This is a genomic window from Bacillus sp. GW823-FHT06A10, from assembly GCF_058795375.1.
This window is the reverse complement of record NZ_JBXAHT010000001.1, coordinates 1,100,506-1,121,376: the sequence shown is the minus strand read 5'-3', so window position 1 is coordinate 1,121,376 and position 20,871 is coordinate 1,100,506. Positions and strand designations below refer to the sequence as shown.

Sequence of the window (20,871 nt, the reverse complement as noted above, 5' to 3'; positions counted from 1 at the left end):
TTTTCTCTATACGAAAAGTATATAAACTACTTTTTCTTAATATGCTTTTGTGTAACCAGTTAGATGTTTAGCCCAGTAAGAGTTATTAATTGAACTAATTCTTACACCAACTTGGTCATTCTCCGCACTAATGAACTGACCATTTCCTAAATAAATACCCATGTGAGAAAGACCTTTTTTATAAGTATTAGAGAAGTATACTAAATCACCTGGTTGTGGATTGCTAGTTTTTGTTTTAGAGCTCCAGTATCCAGCAACTGTTTGACGAGCGCCTTTATGACCAGTTTGATTTAATACGTAGTGAATGAATCCACTGCAATCGAAACCATCAGGAGTTTCACCACCGAATACATATTTTGAATGATCTAAAGATCTAGCGAATCCAACGATTGAAGATGTATCTCCACCTGTTGTTGGTTTTTGTACGTCTTTACCTGGTTGTTGAACGTTATTTGTAACGTTATTGTTATTGTTATTTGTAACGTTGTTTACTCCGCCTTTTACAAACTTAACGAAGTCTGCACTTACGTAACCCGTGCGGCCGTTATGGTTAATTTTGTACCAGCCATTTTCAGCGCCAGTAACGTTTAGTACTTTACCATTTGTTACTCCACCGATTACAGCGTTGTATGTAGCTGGGCCTGTACGTACTTTTAAAGCACCAGTGTTAACAACATAAGAACCACCAGTTTGAACTGTTGTAGTATTGTTGTTTGTAGTTGGTTGTTGTGCTTGGTTAGATACAGCAGAACCACCTTTTGTTACGAAGTCTTTGCTTACGTATCCAGTTCCACCATTGAAGTTGATTTTAAACCAATCTTGTACTTCACCTACAACTTGTACTGTTTTACCTTTGTTTACAGAACCTAATACTGTATGAGATGTACTTGGGCCTGTACGTACGTTAAGTGAAGAAACGTTTACTGTGTAAGTACCTGTTCCTTGTTGAACAGTCGTTCCTGTTTTGCCACCAGTCGTTACGAAGTCACCACTTACATAACCTGTTTGACCATTTACGTTTACTTTGAACCAACCGTTTTCTTGTCCAACTACTTGTAGCACTTGACCTGATTTCACTTTAGAAATAACGTTATGTCCTGTACCAGCACCTGAACGAACATTTAATACATCAGCAGTTACTGTGTATTTTAATTCAGAAGTTGTTTCTACAGTTTTTGTTTCAGTTACAGTCGTTTGAGTTTGAGTTTGAGTTTGTCCATTAATTTCTTTTAGCGCTTCATTTGAAACTTGTGCATGAGCAGAATCCATTCCTGGAACTGCAACGCCAGCTACAGAAGCTGCTGCTAAACCTGCAATTACTTTTTTCATAAGTTGTCTTTACTTCCTTTCCCTACTATCCTCTTAAAAAAAACTTAAAACTTTAATACTTTACAATATTATCAAAGTAAAATATTCATCCAGTTCCATTTTTTAGCAAGAGTTTTATTTTTCACACAGAGTTCATTTTAAATGAACAAAGTGAAATCCGTGTGAACTTCATGTGAACTTTATCATTAATTATAGTGTTTTTGCAATGATTTTTTCAAATTTCTTATATATCGCATGAAAATTCGACATTTCATTTAATATCTCAATATAAAACATCCCTTTTCTATCTTCTATAAAAAATTCTATTAACCTAATACAAACCACATTATGTATTTCCTTATAAAGCTCCTTACATGAAGTATACTTTCATCATGACAAAAATCAATCTATTTATCAATAGTATAATATTTTTAGAAAACTAAATTTCTATACTATCTACAATTTTGAAATAATTTGACGAATTGTAAGATTTATTTCACAAAAACCATTTCTCCTTTAAAGAAAACACACACTATACCAACTGTTTTCTTTTCCGATAATGGAATTTATAGGATAATCATAGTATTATATATCATAATAAAATAAAACTTTAATTAGTAAAGGTTTTATCCCCCCGCTAATTATTAACCCTCACTACTCGGGCTGCCCATTAATGCGGAATTTTATTGGAATAAAAAGAGGAGGCATATTTGTGAGAAATATAATAGATGATCCAATACAAAAAAATATAGAGCCATACTATGCTTTTATTCAATTCGTTTCAATGATAACATTACAAAAAGTATCAGCTATTGAAATACGTAAAAATGAATTAAAAAATCAGATGAAAAATGCTGGACAAAAAAACCCTTATTACGTATAAAAAAGGTGAACAGGTTATATTCCTGTTCACCTTTTATCAAATTATTTTATTTATAAATTTTCACACGGTTTTCTAACGGTTGGAATTCTTTTTCACCAGCATGTACTACCGGTTTACCAAATGGCATTTGTGCAGTGAGCTTCCAATTTACTGGAACATCCCACTCTTTTCTCACTTCTTCATCAATTAGCGGATTGTAATGCTGCAACGTAGCACCAAACCCTTCAATTTCTAAAGCTGTCCAAATTGCAAATTGTAACATTCCTGATGATTGCTGAGACCAAATTGGGAAATTATCTTTATATAATGCAAAGTTTGCTTGAAGGCCTTCCACAACTTCACTGTCTTCAAAATATAAAACCGTTCCATAACCACTTTTAAATGCATTCATTTTTTCTTCAGTAGGTGCAAAGTTATTTTCAGGTACAATTTTTCTTAATGTTTCTTTCGTAATATCCCATAATTTATCATGTTGTTCTCCTAATAAAACAACAACGCGAGCACTTTGAGAATTAAAAGCTGAAGGTGTATGTTTTACAGCATGATAAATCACTTCTTGAATTTTTTCATCAGAAACTACTTGCTCTTTACTAATTGCATAAATAGATCTTCTGTCTTCAATTGCTGAGTAAAAATCTTTTGCCATCATAATTCCCTCCAATTTTCAATTGAGGCTATTTCATATGTATATGTCATATTACGCCCCTCAAACTTATTATTAATAAGCTTATAACTTTATAATATCACAGCAACAAATAAACTCAAATGATAACACTTGTATTTAGAATCTTTTTCCTTTTTAAAGTTAAAATAAAAAGACCGTTTGTTGTTATCTAAAATTAGTAACAACAAACAGTCTTACTTATGTAGCGATCTAGATTCGTATTTTACTTACTTAATTAACTAATCCAAATGCATACGACATTAACTTATTTGTCTCTGTAAAACGTTTTGTTTTACTTGATGTCCCCATGACCACTGTAATAATTCGATTATCACCTTGCTTTGCAGTCCCCGTAAAACAGTATCCTGCGCTATCTGTAAATCCAGTCTTTAGTCCGTCCATTCCTTCTATATATAAACTTTTATTATTTTTATTTAACATGTCGTTTGTGCTTATAACATTAATATTATTAAATGCTAGCTGACTTTGACGTAAGTGAGTCACTTCTAATATTTCCGGATAATCTTTTATAAGATGATACGCCAATTGTGCTACATCACCAGCCGTCATTTTTGTTTCACTTCCATCTGGCTCTTGTAATCCAGAAGCATTTGCAAATTTAGCATGTTCCGACATTTTTAACTGTTTCGCTTTTGCATCCATAAGCTGAACGAAATCTTTCTCCGATTTTGCCATATGTTCTGCTAAAGCCACAGCTGAATTATTAGCTGACTCAATCATTAATGCATGATATAAATCTTTAACAGTTAATGTGTCATTAACTTGTACTGGGATTCTCGCTCCCTCTGTTTGTGCCGCCTTCGCACTCATTTTAACTGGATCTTCCCAGCGAACTTTCCCGTTATGTATACTCTCTAGTAGGAGATACGCTGTCATCATCTTAGACATACTAGCCGGTGCAAAAGCTTCATTTTCATTATATTGATAAATAATATCTCCATCACTCGCATCGATAATCATAGCCGCTTTTGCGTTAATTTCTGGTGGGATGTACTTTGGCGGGACTACTTTTTCAGTAAATCCTGCTTTAGGTAGTTCTGCCACTTGCAAAGGTTGTCCTTCTACATTCGCTACGCTCTTTTGATTTCCTTGGAATAAGAACCAACATATCCCTAAAATAATGACTAATAGGACTGTCATCCTTCCCCATTTTAACCGATTCATTTCAAAACTCCTTTAGCAAACCTTTTATACACTCACATTTAACCTTAACAACAATTCCTTTATACAGTCAAGGTAAAAAGTATATTTATTCATATACAGTAATTTTAATTTGTTTATGTTACACTAATAATACTGAAATATAAGAATATTCAACAATAAAATCTTGTAAATAAACTATTTAATAGAAGGGATTCATACAAATGCTACTTCCAAAATCATTAAAATATGGAGACACAATTGGGATCTACTCCCCTTCTTCACCAGTAACCTACACTTCCCCAAATAGATTTGGACGAGCAAAATCTTACTTACAACAGAAAGGGTTTCATATATTAGAAGGTTCATTAACAGGTCGATATGATTTTTATCGTTCTGGTAGTATACAAGAGCGTGCTGATGAACTAAATGCCTTGATAAGAAACCCTAATATTTCTTGTATTATGTCAACAATTGGTGGGATGAATTCAAATTCAATATTACCTTATATTGATTATGATGCTTTTCTAAATAACCCTAAAATAATGATTGGATATTCAGATGCAACTGCTTTATTACTAGGAATTTATGCTAAAACAAGAATCCCTACATTTTATGGGCCAGCTCTCGTCCCTTCCTTTGGCGAATTTGAACCTTTTGCTAATTGCACATACAAATATTTTGCAGAAACTTTACTACATGATCAATCTCTTCCTTATCATATAAAACAACCATTATTTTGGTCAGATGAATTTATTAATTGGGAAGAAAAGACGAAGGAGAAAGAACTTCGACCAAACAATTGGATTTCAGTAATTGACGGAAAAGCTACTGGTCGTATTATTGGCGGGAATTTAAACACGATACAAGGAATTTGGGCTAGCCCCTATATGCCACATATTCAAGAAGGCGATATTCTCTTTATTGAGGACAGTTCAAAAGATGCAGCTACTATCGAAAGAAGCTTTTCATTCCTTAAAATTAACGGTGTATTCGATAAAATTTCAGGTATCATTCTTGGAAAACATGAGCAATTTGATGATTGTGGTACAAATCGAAAACCTTTTGAAATACTGTTAGAAGTACTTCAAAATCAAAGAATTCCTTTTCTAGCTGACTTCGATTGTTGCCATACACATCCAATGATCACCATGCCTATTGGTGTTCAAGTAGAGATGGATGCAACAAATAAAACGATACATATTGTAGAACCTTGGAAAAAATGAATGTATGGCTTCTATTGTTTTACAATAAAAGCCATGATACTATGTAATTTGGAATGTGAAAGATTAAACAAAATAGATTCCAATATCTATCATTAGAAAAATTAGGTATAAATATATATTTATATGCAAAAGAGAGTGAATAAATGAAACCAACTATTAAAAATTATGTATTTTTACATGTAGCTTTTTGATATATTCTATCATTATGGTTTACATGAAATGGGCAGCTCAATTCCTAATTTCTTCCACCTAATTTTTTGTTGCTTATTTCGGACTAGTTGTACTTTTATTCGGATATGCAATTTTATGGCAACAAGTAATTAAACATTTCGAAATTTCAAAAGCCTATTCACATCGCGGGATTATTATACTATGGTCAATGCTTTGGTCAGTATTTCTATTTGGAGATACGATTTAGTGGAATCATTTACTTGGTGCAGCTATTATTATCGTTGGTGTAATCGTTTATTGTATCCAATAATAAAAAGCTCCGTTTATCACAAACGGAGCTTTTTACTATTGACCTAAATTTTGCACCTTATCTTTCAAATCTCGAACTTGATCTACCGTCTGCATAAGCTCTGAGTTTTTAAATTGCTCTACATCCACTTTTCCTTCTTCTATCTTTGTCATCGCCGTATCAATTAACGTATTTAACTTTTCGTTATATCCGACGATTTGTTGATGAAGATCCTTTGCTACATCAGGTGGCGTTAATTCATTGAATGCGGGTATATCTTGTTTAATTTCACTAAGCTTCGTTTCTAATTCTTTTCGAGCCTCGCTATCATTAACAGCCTTTTCTGCTAATGCTGGTGCATCGTTTGCAAATGCACTTATTTCATTTACATAGTCTGTCGCCTTTTGAGCATAATCTATGGAGTTCTTTCCTTCTTCCACTATTGAACATCCCATTAAACCAATTGAAACTATAAATACTAATAAAATTGATTTTATTTTCATTTTAGACTCCCTTCGTCTTTATCATTGTCTGTAATTTTCTCTATACATAACTTCTAGCTAAATTGTTTATAACCTTTTTCAAATAGCTATTTACCCTCTTACATGCCCTATTATCGTTACAACATCTATTTCTATATGTACGCTTATAATATCTTCAATTATATCCATATATCCTTGTCCTATAGCTGTTCCATAGTGTAATGTAAGCCCCTTCTTTTCATACACTGACTTTGGCACTGAAAAAATAAATCTCCTCAAGTTTCTTTCATCAGCTGGTTCCATAATTAAAACAATCCCATCCTCATCAAACATATACGCTCGCCCTCCAACTTTACATTCACTATGGCTCAGTATTGCCTTGGTCAGCAAAATTTAAAACATAATAAGTTAAGATACACTCCGCTCTATCATAAAGTGAAACTTTAATTAGCCCTCACCAGTCGAATCTTTACCAGCAAATAGCGGGATAAAAATAAAAAGCATTCATTCTTTTTTGTTAAGAATCAATGCTTTTTAAAAAATTAATTTCTAACTCTAGCATCTTTTTTTGACGAGGTTTTACTTTCCTTACGGGAACTCCAGCGTAAATATACCAATCATCTAAACTCTCTTTTACCATACTCATCGCGCCGACTGCCGTTCCTTCTCCTACCGTTACATTTGGAAAAATAATAGAATTAGCACCAATAATCACATGTTTTTTTAAAATAACTTTTTCTGCTTTCACATTCCTATATTGATTCGGGACGGTTGGCCCCATTAATGTATTTCCACTGAAATCATCAAGTACTGCATATACGATTGTTTTAGCTGAGATGTTTGCAAAATCATGCATTTCAATCCCAACTTCCCCTCCATATAACGCTGTATACGCTGATATGTGCGAATAACTTCCAATTGTGATTTTACCACTTAAAATGCAAAAATCATCAATTCTTACATGATTGCCAACTGATATAGCACTCGGATTATATATACTTGCTTTTTTACTAACCAATACATTTGTCCCAACAGATAAAAATCCAATTTTCTTTAGTTCTTCTTGACTATAAAAACTATTCATCTACCGACACCACCTTCTGCTCTAAACAGATTACAATTTGCTCTACTAGTTCTTTCGTCATTCCTTCCCATAAAGGTAAACTTACGATTCGTTTTGCTATTTTATTCGTTTTTGTTAAATCTGTAGACTTATAGTTTTTAAAAAGAACTTGTTGGTGGCAAGATGGTGAAAAGTATAATCTAGCTTCTATTTTCTGTTTTTTCAGTTCTTCTATTACTTGTATGTTGCGAACTTCTTCTGGACAAATGATAGGCATAAATTGGTGAATAACTGCTTCTGTCTTTTGGACTTTCCACCCTTTTTTCATTAACCCAGTATTTTGTAACAACTGTTTATACCATTCAGAAATACGGGTGCGTTCTTTTAATTTTTGATCCCACTTTTTTATAGTCGCAATCCCAATAGCTGCTGCGTATTCAGACATTTTACAATTAAACCCCATCATCGTGCATTCACGATTTTTATCAAATCCGAAATTCCCCATTCTTTTAATACGTTGTATATCTTCTTCGTTTTTACTATATATGAGCCCTCCTTCACCAATTCCGAACGGCTTTGTTGCATGAAAGCTATATACGATCATTCCACTAAAATCTTGACCGTAATGCATCCCTCCATTCATTAATCCAAATCCCGGCGCCGCATCTACGACAACCGGAATCCCCTTCTTCTCTAATTCTTCATATTCTTCTAAGTTCATCCATGATCCAAAGGTGGCGTACGGGACAACAATCGCAACCTCTTCTTTTAATTCTTCTATCTTATCCAAAAGTACCGTTTTATCCATATACCAATCATCTATTGAAATATCAATAAAGTAAGGTTCCAATCCACACCAAATAGCGGCTAAGGCAGTCGCAGGGAATGTAAAGCTAGGCATGAGAGCATACTTTCCCTTTCTTCTTTTCTTTAGTTGAATAGCCGCCATTAACCCTAACGTTGCGTTTGCTACTGTTGTAACAGCTCCCCTGTTTTGAAAAAACGCCGACATAATTGTTTCCTCAAAACGTTGATTTATAGGTCCATAATTCGTATATATGTGAGATGTATCAATTTCCTTCAATTCGTCCAAATACTCACTTACAGGTACAGTTGAAGCACGTAAAAAAGGAATATTCTCCATATCTATCTATTCCTTCCTATCATTTTCGGACAATATAGAGCATATCTGTTTCAGATAATCCAAATTTCCTAGCACTTTTCATTCCTTGTTTTTCCGCTATGTTATATAATTCTACCTTAAATCCTGCATTCATTAATCGTTGAATAAATCCCGATTGATTATAAATTCTCACATGATCTTCTTGACCAAAAGCTAGTTTCCTCAATTGTGGTGTTACAATTAATTCATTCTCTACAATAAAATCTACATTCATTACGATTGGTACTTGAATAATTCCCCATCCATTTGGCTTTAACACTCTATATAACTCTCGCATTGCTTTGTCATCATTAGGAACGTGTTCTAACACATGACTACATAATATTACATCAAAAGTATTACTATCATATGTAATCCTTGTAACATCAATTTCCTTCATTAATGGATCCTTTGGTTCTAAGTCACCACATACATACGTAATATTTTTATACTCGTTAAACCAATCTCTTAACTTCGCTTCAGGTGCAATATGAAGCATTGTATAGTTTCTATTTAACAAGTCCGTTTCCGTTTCAATGTACGCACGATACAATCTTTCACGATCCATCGAATTACAAACTGGACATATCCCTGTATCTTTATTCCACATCTCAAATTTATATTTCGGAAAATCATAATGTGCTGGCCAAGGTGAAAATTTTTCAAATTGTTGATTGCAATATTGACAATAACAAGATTCTTTCTCGAACATATGAGCAACTAACTTGTTTAATCCTTTTTTTATCTTTTCATTATAAATTTGATCTAGTTCGCCATTTCTTACTGCATCCTTAACTATAAATCCCGCATTTTCTAAACAATAAGATAAACTCTCTTTATACTCACTTTCGGAACTTAAAAATCCACTATTATATGCATCTATAATTAATTCAATCCACTCTTCAATTGTCATTAAAATAAAATGCATTTGTTTTTGATTTTGTCCACTATGTTGTCTAAAATAACTAAGAGGTTCTTGTATATAAACTACTTTTCCTTTCCTCATCATATCTAGCCAAGTTGCAATGTCATTAATAGCAGAATAAGCCTTTCCTTTAAAATATCCAAACTTCCCGTCAAACAAATTCCGATTAAACAAAACAGTTGTCGGCTCACCAACTACATTTTTCAAGTTTTTTAACATATAATTCCCTAATTCTTTTCCTTCAAAAAGTGTAGTTTCTTTCGCGATTTTCATATTTAATGTTGAAGGTGGTAATATCTCTCCATTCTCATCAATCAGTTCACGATATGACGTCACAAATGAAATATTTTCTAACGTCAAAAAGTATTGCATCATTCTCTCGATCTTTTCATGATGAAATAAATCATCATCTAATAAAAAGTTTATATAGTTCCCATCCGCAAGTTCTACACACTTATTAAAGTTTTCGGCAACTAACGGCGTTTCATTTTTAACATATGTAATACACTCATATTCACGTAAGTACGGTTGAATCATAGCATTGACTTCATTATTTGTACTGTCGTCAGAAATAATAATTTCTATATTTTCATATGTTTGATTCAGAGCACTGTTGAGCGCTAATTCCAAGTAATAAGGTCTATTGTACGCAGGAATAAGTATACTTACTTTCGGTAAAGAAGAATTATTATTTATATGTTGTTTTTTCTTTTCTATGTTTATTTTCTTCGCTCTAATTTTTTGGTAATAGTCTAATGTATATAATATGGATGATGGAACTATCCTTCTTGCATAATCTAGAAAATTAGTTACCGCTTTGTCTAACTCTTTTTCGGTGGATAAGAAACCATATTGTTCTCCTGCTATAATACTGTGTGAAAAATCTTCTAACCCATCCATCATTTTATTAGATTCATTTAACTGTTGATCTGGATGTAATCGAAAGTAACTAAGTGTTTCTGCTATATATACTGCTTTTCCTTTACTTAATAAAGATAACCATGAAGCTATATCTACGTTACATAAATACCGCCTCTTATCAAAAATCCCATACGGTTCTTGCAAATCATTTTTACGAAATAAAACTGTTGTCGGTTCTCCAATATAATTTTTTTGCTCCACAATTACCTTATTTCCTAATTCTGTCCCCTCTATAATCGTATCCTCTTCAAATAAACGGACAGTTGAATAAATATGTCGTAGTTCTTTCCCTTTATCATCAATTACTTGACGATGAGATGTTACTAGCTTAATTTCATTATCTAGATCATTGAAAAAGTACTTCATCATCTTTTCAATTTTATTCACATGAAATATATCATCATCCATTAAAAAATTTATATACTCACCATTCGCTTCATGAAATAACATTAACGCATTTTCAAACTGTCCGAGAGTTGATCTGTTTTTTATATAAATAATATTTGAATGATTACATAAATATTTTTGTAACATCTTTTCTGTTTCGTCATTCGTGCTGTCATCTCCAACTATAATTTCTATATTAGGGTACGTTTGTTCTAACACACTACATAAAGCCTTTTCAAAGTAGTGAGGACGATTATACGTAGGAATTAATACACTTACCAATGGAAGTTGCTCTACCACCTCTTCAGTTCTTTCAATACGAGTTCTCATTTTAACTCTCTCACCTCTTCGCATACTATTTATATACGCGACACAAAAATCACATTACTTTAACTGTATGGAGCCTATATACTTTTATGCAAACATGAAACAAAATATCATACTTTTCGTTCCTGAATAAACATATTTAATAACGCGGACATTTTATTTGCACCTTTTTTATTCATATGATCACTATCATAAAAATCATCCTCACAAAATAATGGCGAATCAAATAGATCTATGATTTGAAAAGAATATTGAGTTTGAAACTCATTTATAACTCTATAAAAATCTTCTTTTAATTTCTTACTACTACAATTGAAATAATGTGAAGTAACGGGGAACACAACAATTAATGGCTTTATATCGTTTTTCAACAGTAATTCTAAATATTTCTTAAAAATCATTTTATTTTCAACTAAAGTATGAGGATACACCAATTTAGCATGTGAAGCTGCTCTTATTTTCCCGTGTTCTTCAAAAGGAATGTGAAGTGGAATGATATTCCATTCAGCGTTTATCCAAGGCAGTATCAATGATTCATCTTTTAGTTCGTCTAATAAAATATATTCAAAATGCAAATTAAAAATAGAAAGAAGTGGTTTCGGAGTATTTAGATGTAAGAATCCATCAGTGGATAGAGGAGAATGAACTACAGTATGATGACCATCTTGAAACAATGGATAATATACTTTGTGAATTCTATATGCTTCAGAGGATAACGACATGTCAAAGTAAAACGAGAAATAGGCTATTCCTATTAAACAATATTGAAATGAATGAGTGTTTGATAGAATTTGTGACGCTATTAAATAATCATAGTATAGATCTTGAGATGGAAGTGTTAATTTTATTGACTTTTTTGAGAGGAGCTCCGTACTTATGCCACAATGTGGATAAGACAAACCGGTAGCAAACAATTCATACGTCGGATCACTCTTTGCTTTTTTTATAGAAATGTATAAAGACATAAGATCCGGATTTATTTGATAGATAGAAATTAATTTATCCTTCCATTCATACATGTATTTTGTTAAATTAATAATTTTTGAACTTTGCACGCCCCTATTTATCAAGTCATTTGTAAGTTTTTCTGCGTCCACTCTCCAAATGACTATATATTGAAAAAAATTTTCTATTCGAACAACATCTGAAACGTCTATAACATGAACTATTGTTTTACATTTATTTTTGTCTAATGTATTTCGAATCCTATCCCCTGATAATTCATCACTTAAAACAATGATTTTATATTGCTCCTTCATGCACATCCCTCCATTATATGTATAATATGAAATTCATTTTTAATTCGTAACAATCATATACACCTGCAATCTAACAAAAAAAAATAGCTTCACCATTAGGCGTAGCTATTTTTACAATTATTGCTTATTCAAATTATATTCCTTTATCTAACTCATAAAGTTTACGATACTTTTCATTTTCTTTCAGAAGTTGTTTATGACTATCTTGCATGACAATTTGGCCACGATCAAGGAATATAACTTCGTCTACATGTTCTATTCCTACAAGATGGTGCGTAATCCAAATAACCGTCTTTTCTTCCGTTGCAGAAAACATTGTTTCAATTAAAGATAATTCTGTTTTCGGATCTAAACCGATAGTCGGTTCATCAAGTACAATGATGGGTGTTTCTTGCATAAGAGTTCTAGCAAAAGCAACCCTTTGTCTTTCCCCACCAGAAAACCGCTTTCCCATCTCATGCATTTTTGTTTGTAATCCGTCTGGAAGAGAAGTAACATGTGAAGCTAGTTGTGCTTTCTCTAAAGCTTTCCATATCTCTTCATCCGTCGCCTCTGGTTTGCCAATTCGTACATTATTTCCAATTGTCGTATCAAACAAATGCGGCTTTTGATTTAATACAGAAATATATTTAGATAAAAGATTCGTATGAGCTCGTTCACCATTCAATACAACTTGGCCATTTACTGGGCTTAACGCCCCTGTTAACAATTTTAGTAAAGTAGATTTCCCTGTCCCACTTCTCCCTAAAATAGCAATTTTCTTCCCTGCTTTTATTTGTAATGATACATCTTTTAATACAATCTCATTACTATCTGGATAACTATACGATACGTGATTCAGTTCAATATCTACATGTTTTGGTTCAATATAATCTTTCTCTCCATGCAAATCCGTTTCATCATGTAAAACACTATCACTTTCTACGCCATTAAGACGATGGGTAGATTCTACGTACGACGGTATTCGATCGATGGCATCTGCAATAGGAATAAGCGCGTTCGTTACAGATAAAGTCATTAATACGAAAGCTGCGATAACTGTAGGAGCAATTTGTTCACTTGCCGCTCCATTCCCAGTCCATATGATCATCGAAATAACTACAATACCTACTACTAATTGAATGATACTGTCCCGAATATGATACCAGCGTTTCACTCTCTTTTCGATTTTTAACAACTGATCATTTTGTTTTACATACTCATTAATAAATTCATCTTTACGACCACTTGCTTGCCAATCAGATAATCCAAAAACAGCATCTGTCAGTTTTTGATACAAACGGCTTCTGCCTTGCTTTAAAGTAACATGGTGTTTCTTCATCAAAAGTAATGATACAAATGGAAGAAGAAACACGATAATAGCTAACATACAACCTACAATAAATGCAAACACAAGGTCAAATGCACCGATAACAAGTACGAAGATACTATAAACAACTAGCGCTAATATACTAGGAAATATTGTACGTAAATATAGGTTTTGCAAATGCTCTATATCTTCGGATAACACTCCTAACATATCACCCGTTTGAAATCGAGAACGAAAAAATAACGCCTGTGGTTCTACTATTCTATATAGCTTCGTTCTCATTTTTTCTAATATACGTAGTACGACATCATGTCCGACTAAGCGCTCTATATAATGAAACACAGCTTGCCCTATACTAAACGCTCTTGTTGCAACAATAGGAACATATACAGCCATTACATTTTCTGGTCTAAGGGCAGATTTTGAGATTAAATAACCTGAAATAAAAAGTAACATCGCTCCTGAACTAACTCCAAGAAGACCAAGGAAAATAGTTAAAGTCATTCTACCTTTATTTTGTTTTATATAAGGTTTAACCCAGTTACTCATTTCTCTCCCCTCTCTTCCCTATGAAAATGTAATGTCTCATTCTCTAAAAGTTCTTCATACGTCCCACTTTCTTTCATTTCTCCTTTATTTAAAATAAGGATATGGTCCATTTGTTTCATCCAATGTAGACGGTGAGTTGCTAAAAATACTAACTTTCCATTAAATAGACGTAACATTGCTTGCTTTATTTCAAATTCGGTTTCAATATCAAGATGTGCCGTAGGCTCATCTAATAAAATGATTGGTTTTTTACTTAAAAGTGCACGCGCCATAGCAACACGCTGTTCTTGTCCGCCACTTAGCATACGTCCACCTTCTCCAATTCTTTCGTGCATCCCATTTGGAAGTGATGTAACGAGTGAACGAAGGCCGACTTCATTAATAACTCTTTCAACTTCTTCATCTGTTGCATTTGTTTCATAAAAACGAATATTATCCTTTAATGAAAGCGGAAATATATAGGGTTGCTGCGGAATATAAGCAATATTTTTTTGCCAATCTTCACGAGTAGATCCATCAACTTCTACACCATTTACTAAAATCTTTCCACTCGAAGGAGATAAAAAACCTGCTAATACGTCGATTAACGTCGATTTCCCTGCACCACTTTCACCAATAACACCAATAGCACCGTTACCTTCCCAAGTAAAATTAATCCCTTCTAATATAGCCTTTTCAGATTCAGCATTATTAACTTTGATATCTTGTAATTTCAAGCTACTAGAGGCATTCCATACTATATCTTCATTTAAATCTTTCTTTTGTATTCCTTTTTGTTGTTGCAAAATCTCTTCTATTTGCTCCATCGCAATTTGTCCATCTAATGTCGCATGATAATTTGCTCCCACTTGTTTAATCGGCAGAAAATATTCCGGAGCTAAAATCAAAATTGTAAGGGCTGGTAATAGTATAATCGTTCCATCTATTAAACGTATCCCTAATCCAACTGCCACAAACGCGATTGATAAACTCGTAAAGAAATCTAATGCAAAAGAAGAAAGAAAAGCAACTCGCAAAGTACGCATCGTTGCTTTTCTATACCTTTTACTTACTTTTTCAATCTTTCCTTCGTGCTGTTCACTTTTCCCTAAATACTTTAATGTTTCTAAACCTTTTAACGTATCTACAAAATGGTTCGAAAGTACACGATATATCTCGTACTGACTATCTGCCATTTTTTGCGCTGCTAATCCGAGAAGAATCATAAATATGATCACGATAGGAATCGTTACAACTAAAATGATTCCAGACTCAATATCTAGCGTAAAAACGTATAGTACAATTAGACCTGGAACGATGCTACTTCTAATCATTTTAGGAATCGTTAATTCAATATATGTTTTAAATTTCTCAATCCCTTCAATTGATAAGGTAACCAGATGACCAGTTCCAACAGTTTGAACATACCTTGGACCTAATGTGAAATATGCCTCTATTAGTTGTTTTCTTAGTAACGACCCTGTTTTTTCAGCAAAACGTTCCACTAATATTTGTGATGTTCGAACTACTATGTGACGCGCTGCAAACGCGATACCAAAATAAACAATTTCACTTAATATTGTTTGTACTGTCTCTCCATGAAATAAAAACGTAATAGCTCGTGCTAAAAAGATTGTTTGCGCAATAATACTAAAAGCTTCTAAAATACTAATAATCGTTAACGCTACATATAAAATACGGCTACCGGGATAAGACGGAAGTCCTCTTTTTCTTTTCATTAGTACTCCAAATCGTTGTCTGACTTAACAGGTTGTCTAAATACATAATAACTCCATATTTGACTTCCGATAACGAAAGGCAAAATAGCAATCGCAAAGTAAGTCATAAGTTTTAATGCATAAGCTCCTGATGCTGCGTTGTAAATTGTCAAATCATTCATTGCTCCTAAAGAGCTAATCATAACACGTGGGAACATACCGATAAATACACTCGCACTTAGTAAAATGATTGTTAAACTCGTCATAAAGAAAGCCCAACCATCTCTTCTTCTTTTGTTTAATAAAGTGGACACTAATAGTGCTACAAAAGCTCCGATTGGTACCATAATCCATTCTGTTCCATGAGCAGTGAAAATGTCGGTTTTCCATAACCCCACACCAGCAAAAACAAGAAGTGTAATTAATGAAAATGGTGCAATTTTTATTGCAGCAATTCGTGCACGTTCTCTCAATTTACCAGTTGTACGTATCGTAAGAAATTGTAATCCGTGAACAATACATAGTAGGAGAAACATTACTCCTCCAAGTAACGCAAATGGATGAAGTAATTGCAGGAATCCACCTACAACATTTTTACTCTCATCAATAGGTACACCTACCATAAAGTTTGCAATCGCAACTCCCCAAAGGATAGGAGGTAACATACTTCCAATAAACATCCCCCAATCCCACGCACTCTTCCATTTATGATTATCTATTTTCGCACGAAATTTAAAGGAAACACCTCTTAAAATTAAAGCAAGAAGCATAAATACAAACGGAATATAAAAACCACTAAATAAAGTTGCATACCAGTGCGGAAATGCCGCAAACATGGCTCCACCAGCACAAACAAGCCATACTTCATTCGCGTGCCAGAACGGTCCTATTGTATTTAAGTAAACTCGTTTTTCAAAATCATTCTTTCCTAAAAACCTCGAAACCATTCCTACCCCAAAGTCGAAACCTTCCAGTACGAAGAATCCAACAAATAAGATTGCAATAACTAAAAACCATAACTCATTAAGAGATAACATACTCTTCCTCCTTATCAAATGGATCATGGCTTTGATAATCCTTTTTCGTTTTCTTATTCGTGTGGCCCTTAATGGTACGAACAAATAAGTACACACAAATTCCACCCATAATTAAATACATTGATGTGAATGAAATAAGTGAGAATAATACTTCACCGAATGTTACATTTGGTGATACAGCATCTTCTGTTTTCATTACACCAAATACTACCCAAGGTTGACGACCCATTTCAGTCATAATCCACCCTACTGTATTACCGATGAATGGAAGAGAAATTGCATACACCATTAATTTTAAATACCACGTTTTTTCAGCTAAACGATCTTTTCTTGATAAGAACCAACCGTAAGCTCCTAGAAGAAGCATGAATGTTCCACTCATTACCATCGCTCTAAAACTCCAAAACATTGTATGCACTGGAGGAATATAATCCCCAGGTCCATATTTTTCTTCATATTGTTTTTGAATTTGATTCATCCCTTCAACTTGACCGCTAAACTTATCATACGATAATAGACTTAGCATATAAGGGATTTGAATTTCAAACGAATTTTCTTTCTTCTCTGTATCAATTTTCGAAAATACTGTAAATGGCGCTGGATCCTCACTTGTATTCCATAGCGCTTCAGCTGCCGCCATCTTCATTGGATGTGTCTTAATTAATTGTTGCGCTTGTGCATGACCGAAGAATAATACAAGCGCCGTTGTAATTGTTCCAACAATGATAGAAATGCGGAAAGATTTTTTAAATACTACAGTTTCTTGTCCTTTTGTAATTTTCCATGCACTTACACCCGCAATAAAGAATGCACCTGTTGCAATTGCTGCTGTAATTGTATGCGGGAATTGTACCCATAGTTGTGGGTTTTGAATAATGGCTAAGAAATCATTCATTTGTGCACGACCATCAGCTGCCATTTCATACCCGACAGGTGACTGCATAAATGCACTTGCAGTTAAAATCCAGAATGCTGATAACATCGTTCCAATTGAAAGGAGCCAAATACACATTAAGTGAATTCGCTTCGGTAATTTATCCTCACCGAATACCCATAAACCTAGGAATGTAGACTCAATGAAAAATGCCAGTAATCCTTCAATCGCAAGTGATGGACCAAATACATCACCTACAAAACGTGAATACGTTGACCAGTTCATACCAAACTGGAATTCTTGTAAAATACCTGTTACTACACCTACTGCAAAGTTAATAAGGAATAATTGCGTCCAAAACTTTGCCATCTTCTTATATACTTCTTGCCCTTTTACCACATACAACGTTTGCATGATCGCAATAATAAAAGCTAAACCAATTGACAGCGGAACAAAAAAGTAATGGAAAATCGTTGTTGATGCGAACTGTATTCGTGCCAATTCGAGCGTTTCCATACTAAAATCACTTCCTTCATAGTTTTTATAATAAAAGTTAATTGAGCAATCTTATCAAACTCAATTATTAAGAAATATGAAAAGACAAAAACATTTTGTATGTATTGTCGAAAAATATGAAGTTTCAGTTTTTCAAACTATTGTAATGCTATTTTTTACCTTTTCACTATTTCTGTAGTGTTTTATTCGTTAATCGAATTGTATAATATACCTGCATAGTAAATTCAGGTTATTTTTGACGTATTATTGACATCATTTTGTCTGAAATATGTCTTTTGTCATTTTTTTGAATCAGATTTTTCTCATTAGCAAAATGTGTTTTTTCAATATACTTCTTACTTTTATATTTATAAAACAATCGTTTTTTTCTTCATACACTTGACTTTCACCCGAAAAAATGTCCTCGAAACCACCCACGATAAATGCTTGTTTTTTGTCAAGAGAAAAATGTATTTTCAAAATTCAAACTCGAAATAATGTTATTCAAAAATAGAAAATAACTTCCCTCTCCCTCGACTAAAAGTTCATTTTTTTGTCATTTTTCCAGAACAAATAAAAAAACTGAAAGTCGATTAGACTCTCAGTTTTTTTATTTGTTTTGCTGTATGTTTTCTAACGGCTGGTAAAATTTCAGTAGCAATTAATTCAATATTTTTCTCAATTTTATCAAATGGTACACCCCCAAAATCAATTTGTGCCATAAAGCGTTGTTGGCCAAATAATTCATATTGGTAAAGCATTTTCTCAATGATTTGTTGTGGGCTACCAACCATTAAAGCATCACGGTAATCTATTGCATTTGTAAATTGCTGTTTCGGATACCCACCACCGCGCAGTGTAAGCATACCAGCATTAATGTGAGGGTAATATTCACTAAGTGCATCTTGTGAATTTTTTGCCGTATAAAATAAACTCGTTGTCGCAACTGGTAAACTAGCTGAATCAAATCCGCTTTGCTGAGCAGCCTCGCGGTAAGCATCTACTGACACTTTAAAGTTAATTGCTGGGCCACCAAGTGTTGTTATCATCATTGGCACACCTGCACGTCCTGCTTTAATCGCACTAGCTGGCGGTCCACCAACCGCACGCCAAATTGGCAGGTTATTATTTTTAGATCTAGGGATAACTGAAGCATGCTCAAGTGGTGCTCTGAACTGCCCATTCCATGTTACATGTTCCTCTTTATTAATTTTTAATAAAAGATCCATCTTCTCTTCAAATAACTCTTCATAATCATTTACATCGTAACCAAGTAAACTATATCCTCCAATACGAGATCCACGACCAGCTACGATTTCAGCACGACCATTAGAAATCAAGTCAATGGTAGCGAAATCCTCATATACTCGAACTGGGTCAGATGTACTTAATATCGTTGCGGAACTTGCAATTTTTATATTTTTCGTAACTTGCGCGACCGCACCTAAAATAACTGTATGAGCTTGCGTTGTAAAATGCGTTTGATGACTTTCGCCTACAGCAAACACATCAAGCCCTGCCTCATCTGCTAACTTAGCTGTTTCAATTAGTTCGTGAATTCTTTTCTCTGGCGTAATTTTCTCCCCATTATGTGGATTTAAAACATGATCGCCAATTGAATATAACCCAAACTCAATTCCTTTTCTTGTATCTATACGGTATTTTTCCATAGTTACTCTCCCCTTTAATAAAGTAGTATTAGTTTTTCTTCTAAAAACGTTGGTAAGTCAAGTATATCTCCGTATTACCTACATCATCACTTGATTAGTCAATTGATGATGTAAAAAAAATTACTCTTGCGGTAATTCTTTTTTTTCGCTATGCTTATGAACTTTCGTCATCAGCTCGTATAATATTTTCTGCTCTTCTTCATTTAATACATCATCAAAAAACGAAGATTGAAATGCAAGTTGCTCTGGCAATGCTCTCTCTAAAGCTGCTTCTCCTTGCTCTGTAAGACTAATTGTTTTCGTTTTCCAATCTTGTTTTCGTACAATATATCCTTCTTTTTCAAGACGAGTTAACATTCGAGAAATGCCACCTTGTGTAACAGTTACCTTTTCAGCTAACTCCATTTGTGTTAGTGGTTGATACGTACGTATTTGCAAAAGCACATCAAATTGAGCTGTCGTTAAATCAAAACGTTTTAAAAACTCATTTGACATTTGATTACTTTGGTTCGTAAATCGTATTAAACGTAACCATATTAATGATCCTATCGTATTATCACGCATGTTTCATCACTTCCTAGCGTTCATCTTACTATCACTTTACCACTCAAGTGATGGTAATGCAAGTGAAAAAGTATTCGACATTATATTACGTATCCACTAAACCAATCTATATAACTCCTGAATCACCAATAAACAAACAAGAGTGCTTAGATAAACCCTTTAGGTTTCCTAACACTCTGATATCTTTGTAGATTTTAGGGTATGAAAATAATAAATAATTATTGAATAAATGTAAAAAACTAAAAAATGAATATTCATAATCACTCTTATAGCGTAATATAACACTGGTTATACCCTTATCCTATCTACTACAATATCCTTATGTACGGCTAATTACATTTGTGAAGGTATGTAAAATGAATTCAAGTTAATCATTTATTAATTACAAATATTCTTATTAATGAATTTCTGATTTATCTATTTTCAGAAAATTGATGGATTATTTAAC

At 33.4% G+C, this 20,871-nt stretch carries 17 protein-coding genes and 1 pseudogene; 3 read left to right on the top strand and 15 right to left on the bottom strand.

Going from position 1 to position 20,871, the window contains the following annotated elements:
- Window positions 1-36 precede the first annotated feature (36 nt).
- Entirely contained in the window at window positions 37-1,329 is a 1,293-nt protein-coding gene (gene entFM / locus AC1Q8M_RS05800) for an enterotoxin EntFM (protein ID WP_492334122.1), read from the bottom strand.
- Between the two features lie 691 nt (window positions 1,330-2,020).
- Between entFM and AC1Q8M_RS05795 the strand changes: the two genes are divergently transcribed.
- Window positions 2,021-2,191 (top strand): hypothetical protein, encoded by a 171-nt coding sequence (locus AC1Q8M_RS05795; RefSeq protein ID WP_001244281.1) that lies wholly within the window; start codon window positions 2,021-2,023, stop codon window positions 2,189-2,191.
- Between the two features lie 46 nt (window positions 2,192-2,237).
- On the opposite strand, the gene AC1Q8M_RS05790 is transcribed toward AC1Q8M_RS05795, so the two are convergent.
- Together AC1Q8M_RS05790 and AC1Q8M_RS05785 are read right to left on the bottom strand one after the other, a co-directional pair.
- The gene (locus tag AC1Q8M_RS05790) at window positions 2,238-2,840 is read right to left on the bottom strand and encodes a nitroreductase family protein (RefSeq protein ID WP_176522234.1); all 603 of its coding nucleotides are present in this window, start codon (window positions 2,838-2,840) and stop codon (window positions 2,238-2,240) included.
- Between the two features lie 246 nt (window positions 2,841-3,086).
- On the bottom strand, window positions 3,087-4,040 hold the full coding sequence (locus AC1Q8M_RS05785) for a D-alanyl-D-alanine carboxypeptidase family protein (RefSeq protein WP_001080881.1): 954 nt from the start codon (window positions 4,038-4,040) through the stop codon (window positions 3,087-3,089).
- Between the two features lie 200 nt (window positions 4,041-4,240).
- Between AC1Q8M_RS05785 and AC1Q8M_RS05780 the strand changes: the two genes are divergently transcribed.
- Window positions 4,241-5,242: a S66 family peptidase gene (locus AC1Q8M_RS05780; RefSeq protein ID WP_098390506.1), complete on the top strand. Its 1,002-nt coding sequence runs from the start codon at window positions 4,241-4,243 to the stop codon at window positions 5,240-5,242.
- A 143-nt stretch (window positions 5,243-5,385) separates the two neighbouring features.
- Window positions 5,386-5,657, top strand: a pseudogene (locus AC1Q8M_RS05775) (hypothetical protein); the annotation flags it as partial.
- A gap of 101 nt (window positions 5,658-5,758) precedes the next feature.
- Here AC1Q8M_RS05775 and AC1Q8M_RS05770 read toward each other — a convergent pair.
- The 12 genes from AC1Q8M_RS05770 to AC1Q8M_RS05715 form a co-directional block, all read right to left on the bottom strand.
- Window positions 5,759-6,205, bottom strand: coding sequence for a DUF6376 family protein (locus AC1Q8M_RS05770; protein WP_000695203.1), 447 nt, complete (start codon window positions 6,203-6,205; stop codon window positions 5,759-5,761).
- A 90-nt stretch (window positions 6,206-6,295) separates the two neighbouring features.
- Window positions 6,296-6,517, bottom strand: coding sequence for a hypothetical protein (locus AC1Q8M_RS05765; protein ID WP_000459099.1), 222 nt, complete (start codon window positions 6,515-6,517; stop codon window positions 6,296-6,298).
- 184 nt (window positions 6,518-6,701) lie between these two features.
- Entirely contained in the window at window positions 6,702-7,268 is a 567-nt protein-coding gene (locus tag AC1Q8M_RS05760) for an acyltransferase (RefSeq protein ID WP_098855576.1), read from the bottom strand.
- Window positions 7,261-8,391 carry a DegT/DnrJ/EryC1/StrS aminotransferase family protein gene (locus tag AC1Q8M_RS05755; protein ID WP_000427961.1) on the bottom strand — a complete coding sequence of 377 codons (1,131 nt, stop codon included), beginning with the start codon at window positions 8,389-8,391 and terminating at the stop codon, window positions 7,261-7,263. The genes AC1Q8M_RS05760 and AC1Q8M_RS05755 overlap by 8 nt, the downstream gene beginning before the upstream one ends.
- 19 nt (window positions 8,392-8,410) lie before the next feature.
- Window positions 8,411-10,972 (bottom strand): glycosyltransferase, encoded by a 2,562-nt coding sequence (locus tag AC1Q8M_RS05750; protein ID WP_001260417.1) that lies wholly within the window; start codon window positions 10,970-10,972, stop codon window positions 8,411-8,413.
- Between the two features lie 107 nt (window positions 10,973-11,079).
- Window positions 11,080-12,228 (bottom strand): hypothetical protein, encoded by a 1,149-nt coding sequence (locus AC1Q8M_RS05745; protein WP_492334121.1) that lies wholly within the window; start codon window positions 12,226-12,228, stop codon window positions 11,080-11,082.
- 133 nt (window positions 12,229-12,361) lie between these two features.
- Window positions 12,362-14,086 (bottom strand): thiol reductant ABC exporter subunit CydC, encoded by a 1,725-nt coding sequence (cydC, locus tag AC1Q8M_RS05740; protein ID WP_097846345.1) that lies wholly within the window; start codon window positions 14,084-14,086, stop codon window positions 12,362-12,364.
- Entirely contained in the window at window positions 14,083-15,804 is a 1,722-nt protein-coding gene (cydD, locus tag AC1Q8M_RS05735; protein WP_097846346.1) for a thiol reductant ABC exporter subunit CydD, read from the bottom strand. Before cydD ends, cydC begins: the two co-directional genes overlap by 4 nt.
- The gene (gene cydB, locus AC1Q8M_RS05730) at window positions 15,804-16,820 is read right to left on the bottom strand and encodes a cytochrome d ubiquinol oxidase subunit II (RefSeq protein WP_000950083.1); all 1,017 of its coding nucleotides are present in this window, start codon (window positions 16,818-16,820) and stop codon (window positions 15,804-15,806) included. Before cydB ends, cydD begins: the two co-directional genes overlap by 1 nt.
- Window positions 16,807-18,210, bottom strand: coding sequence for a cytochrome ubiquinol oxidase subunit I (gene cydA, locus AC1Q8M_RS05725; protein ID WP_000448870.1), 1,404 nt, complete (start codon window positions 18,208-18,210; stop codon window positions 16,807-16,809). Before cydA ends, cydB begins: the two co-directional genes overlap by 14 nt.
- Before the next feature lie 572 nt (window positions 18,211-18,782).
- Window positions 18,783-19,859 (bottom strand): LLM class flavin-dependent oxidoreductase, encoded by a 1,077-nt coding sequence (locus AC1Q8M_RS05720; protein WP_000417551.1) that lies wholly within the window; start codon window positions 19,857-19,859, stop codon window positions 18,783-18,785.
- Window positions 19,860-19,979: 120 nt separating this feature from the next.
- Window positions 19,980-20,423: a MarR family winged helix-turn-helix transcriptional regulator gene (locus AC1Q8M_RS05715; RefSeq protein ID WP_001205523.1), complete on the bottom strand. Its 444-nt coding sequence runs from the start codon at window positions 20,421-20,423 to the stop codon at window positions 19,980-19,982.
- Window positions 20,424-20,871 lie beyond the last annotated feature (448 nt).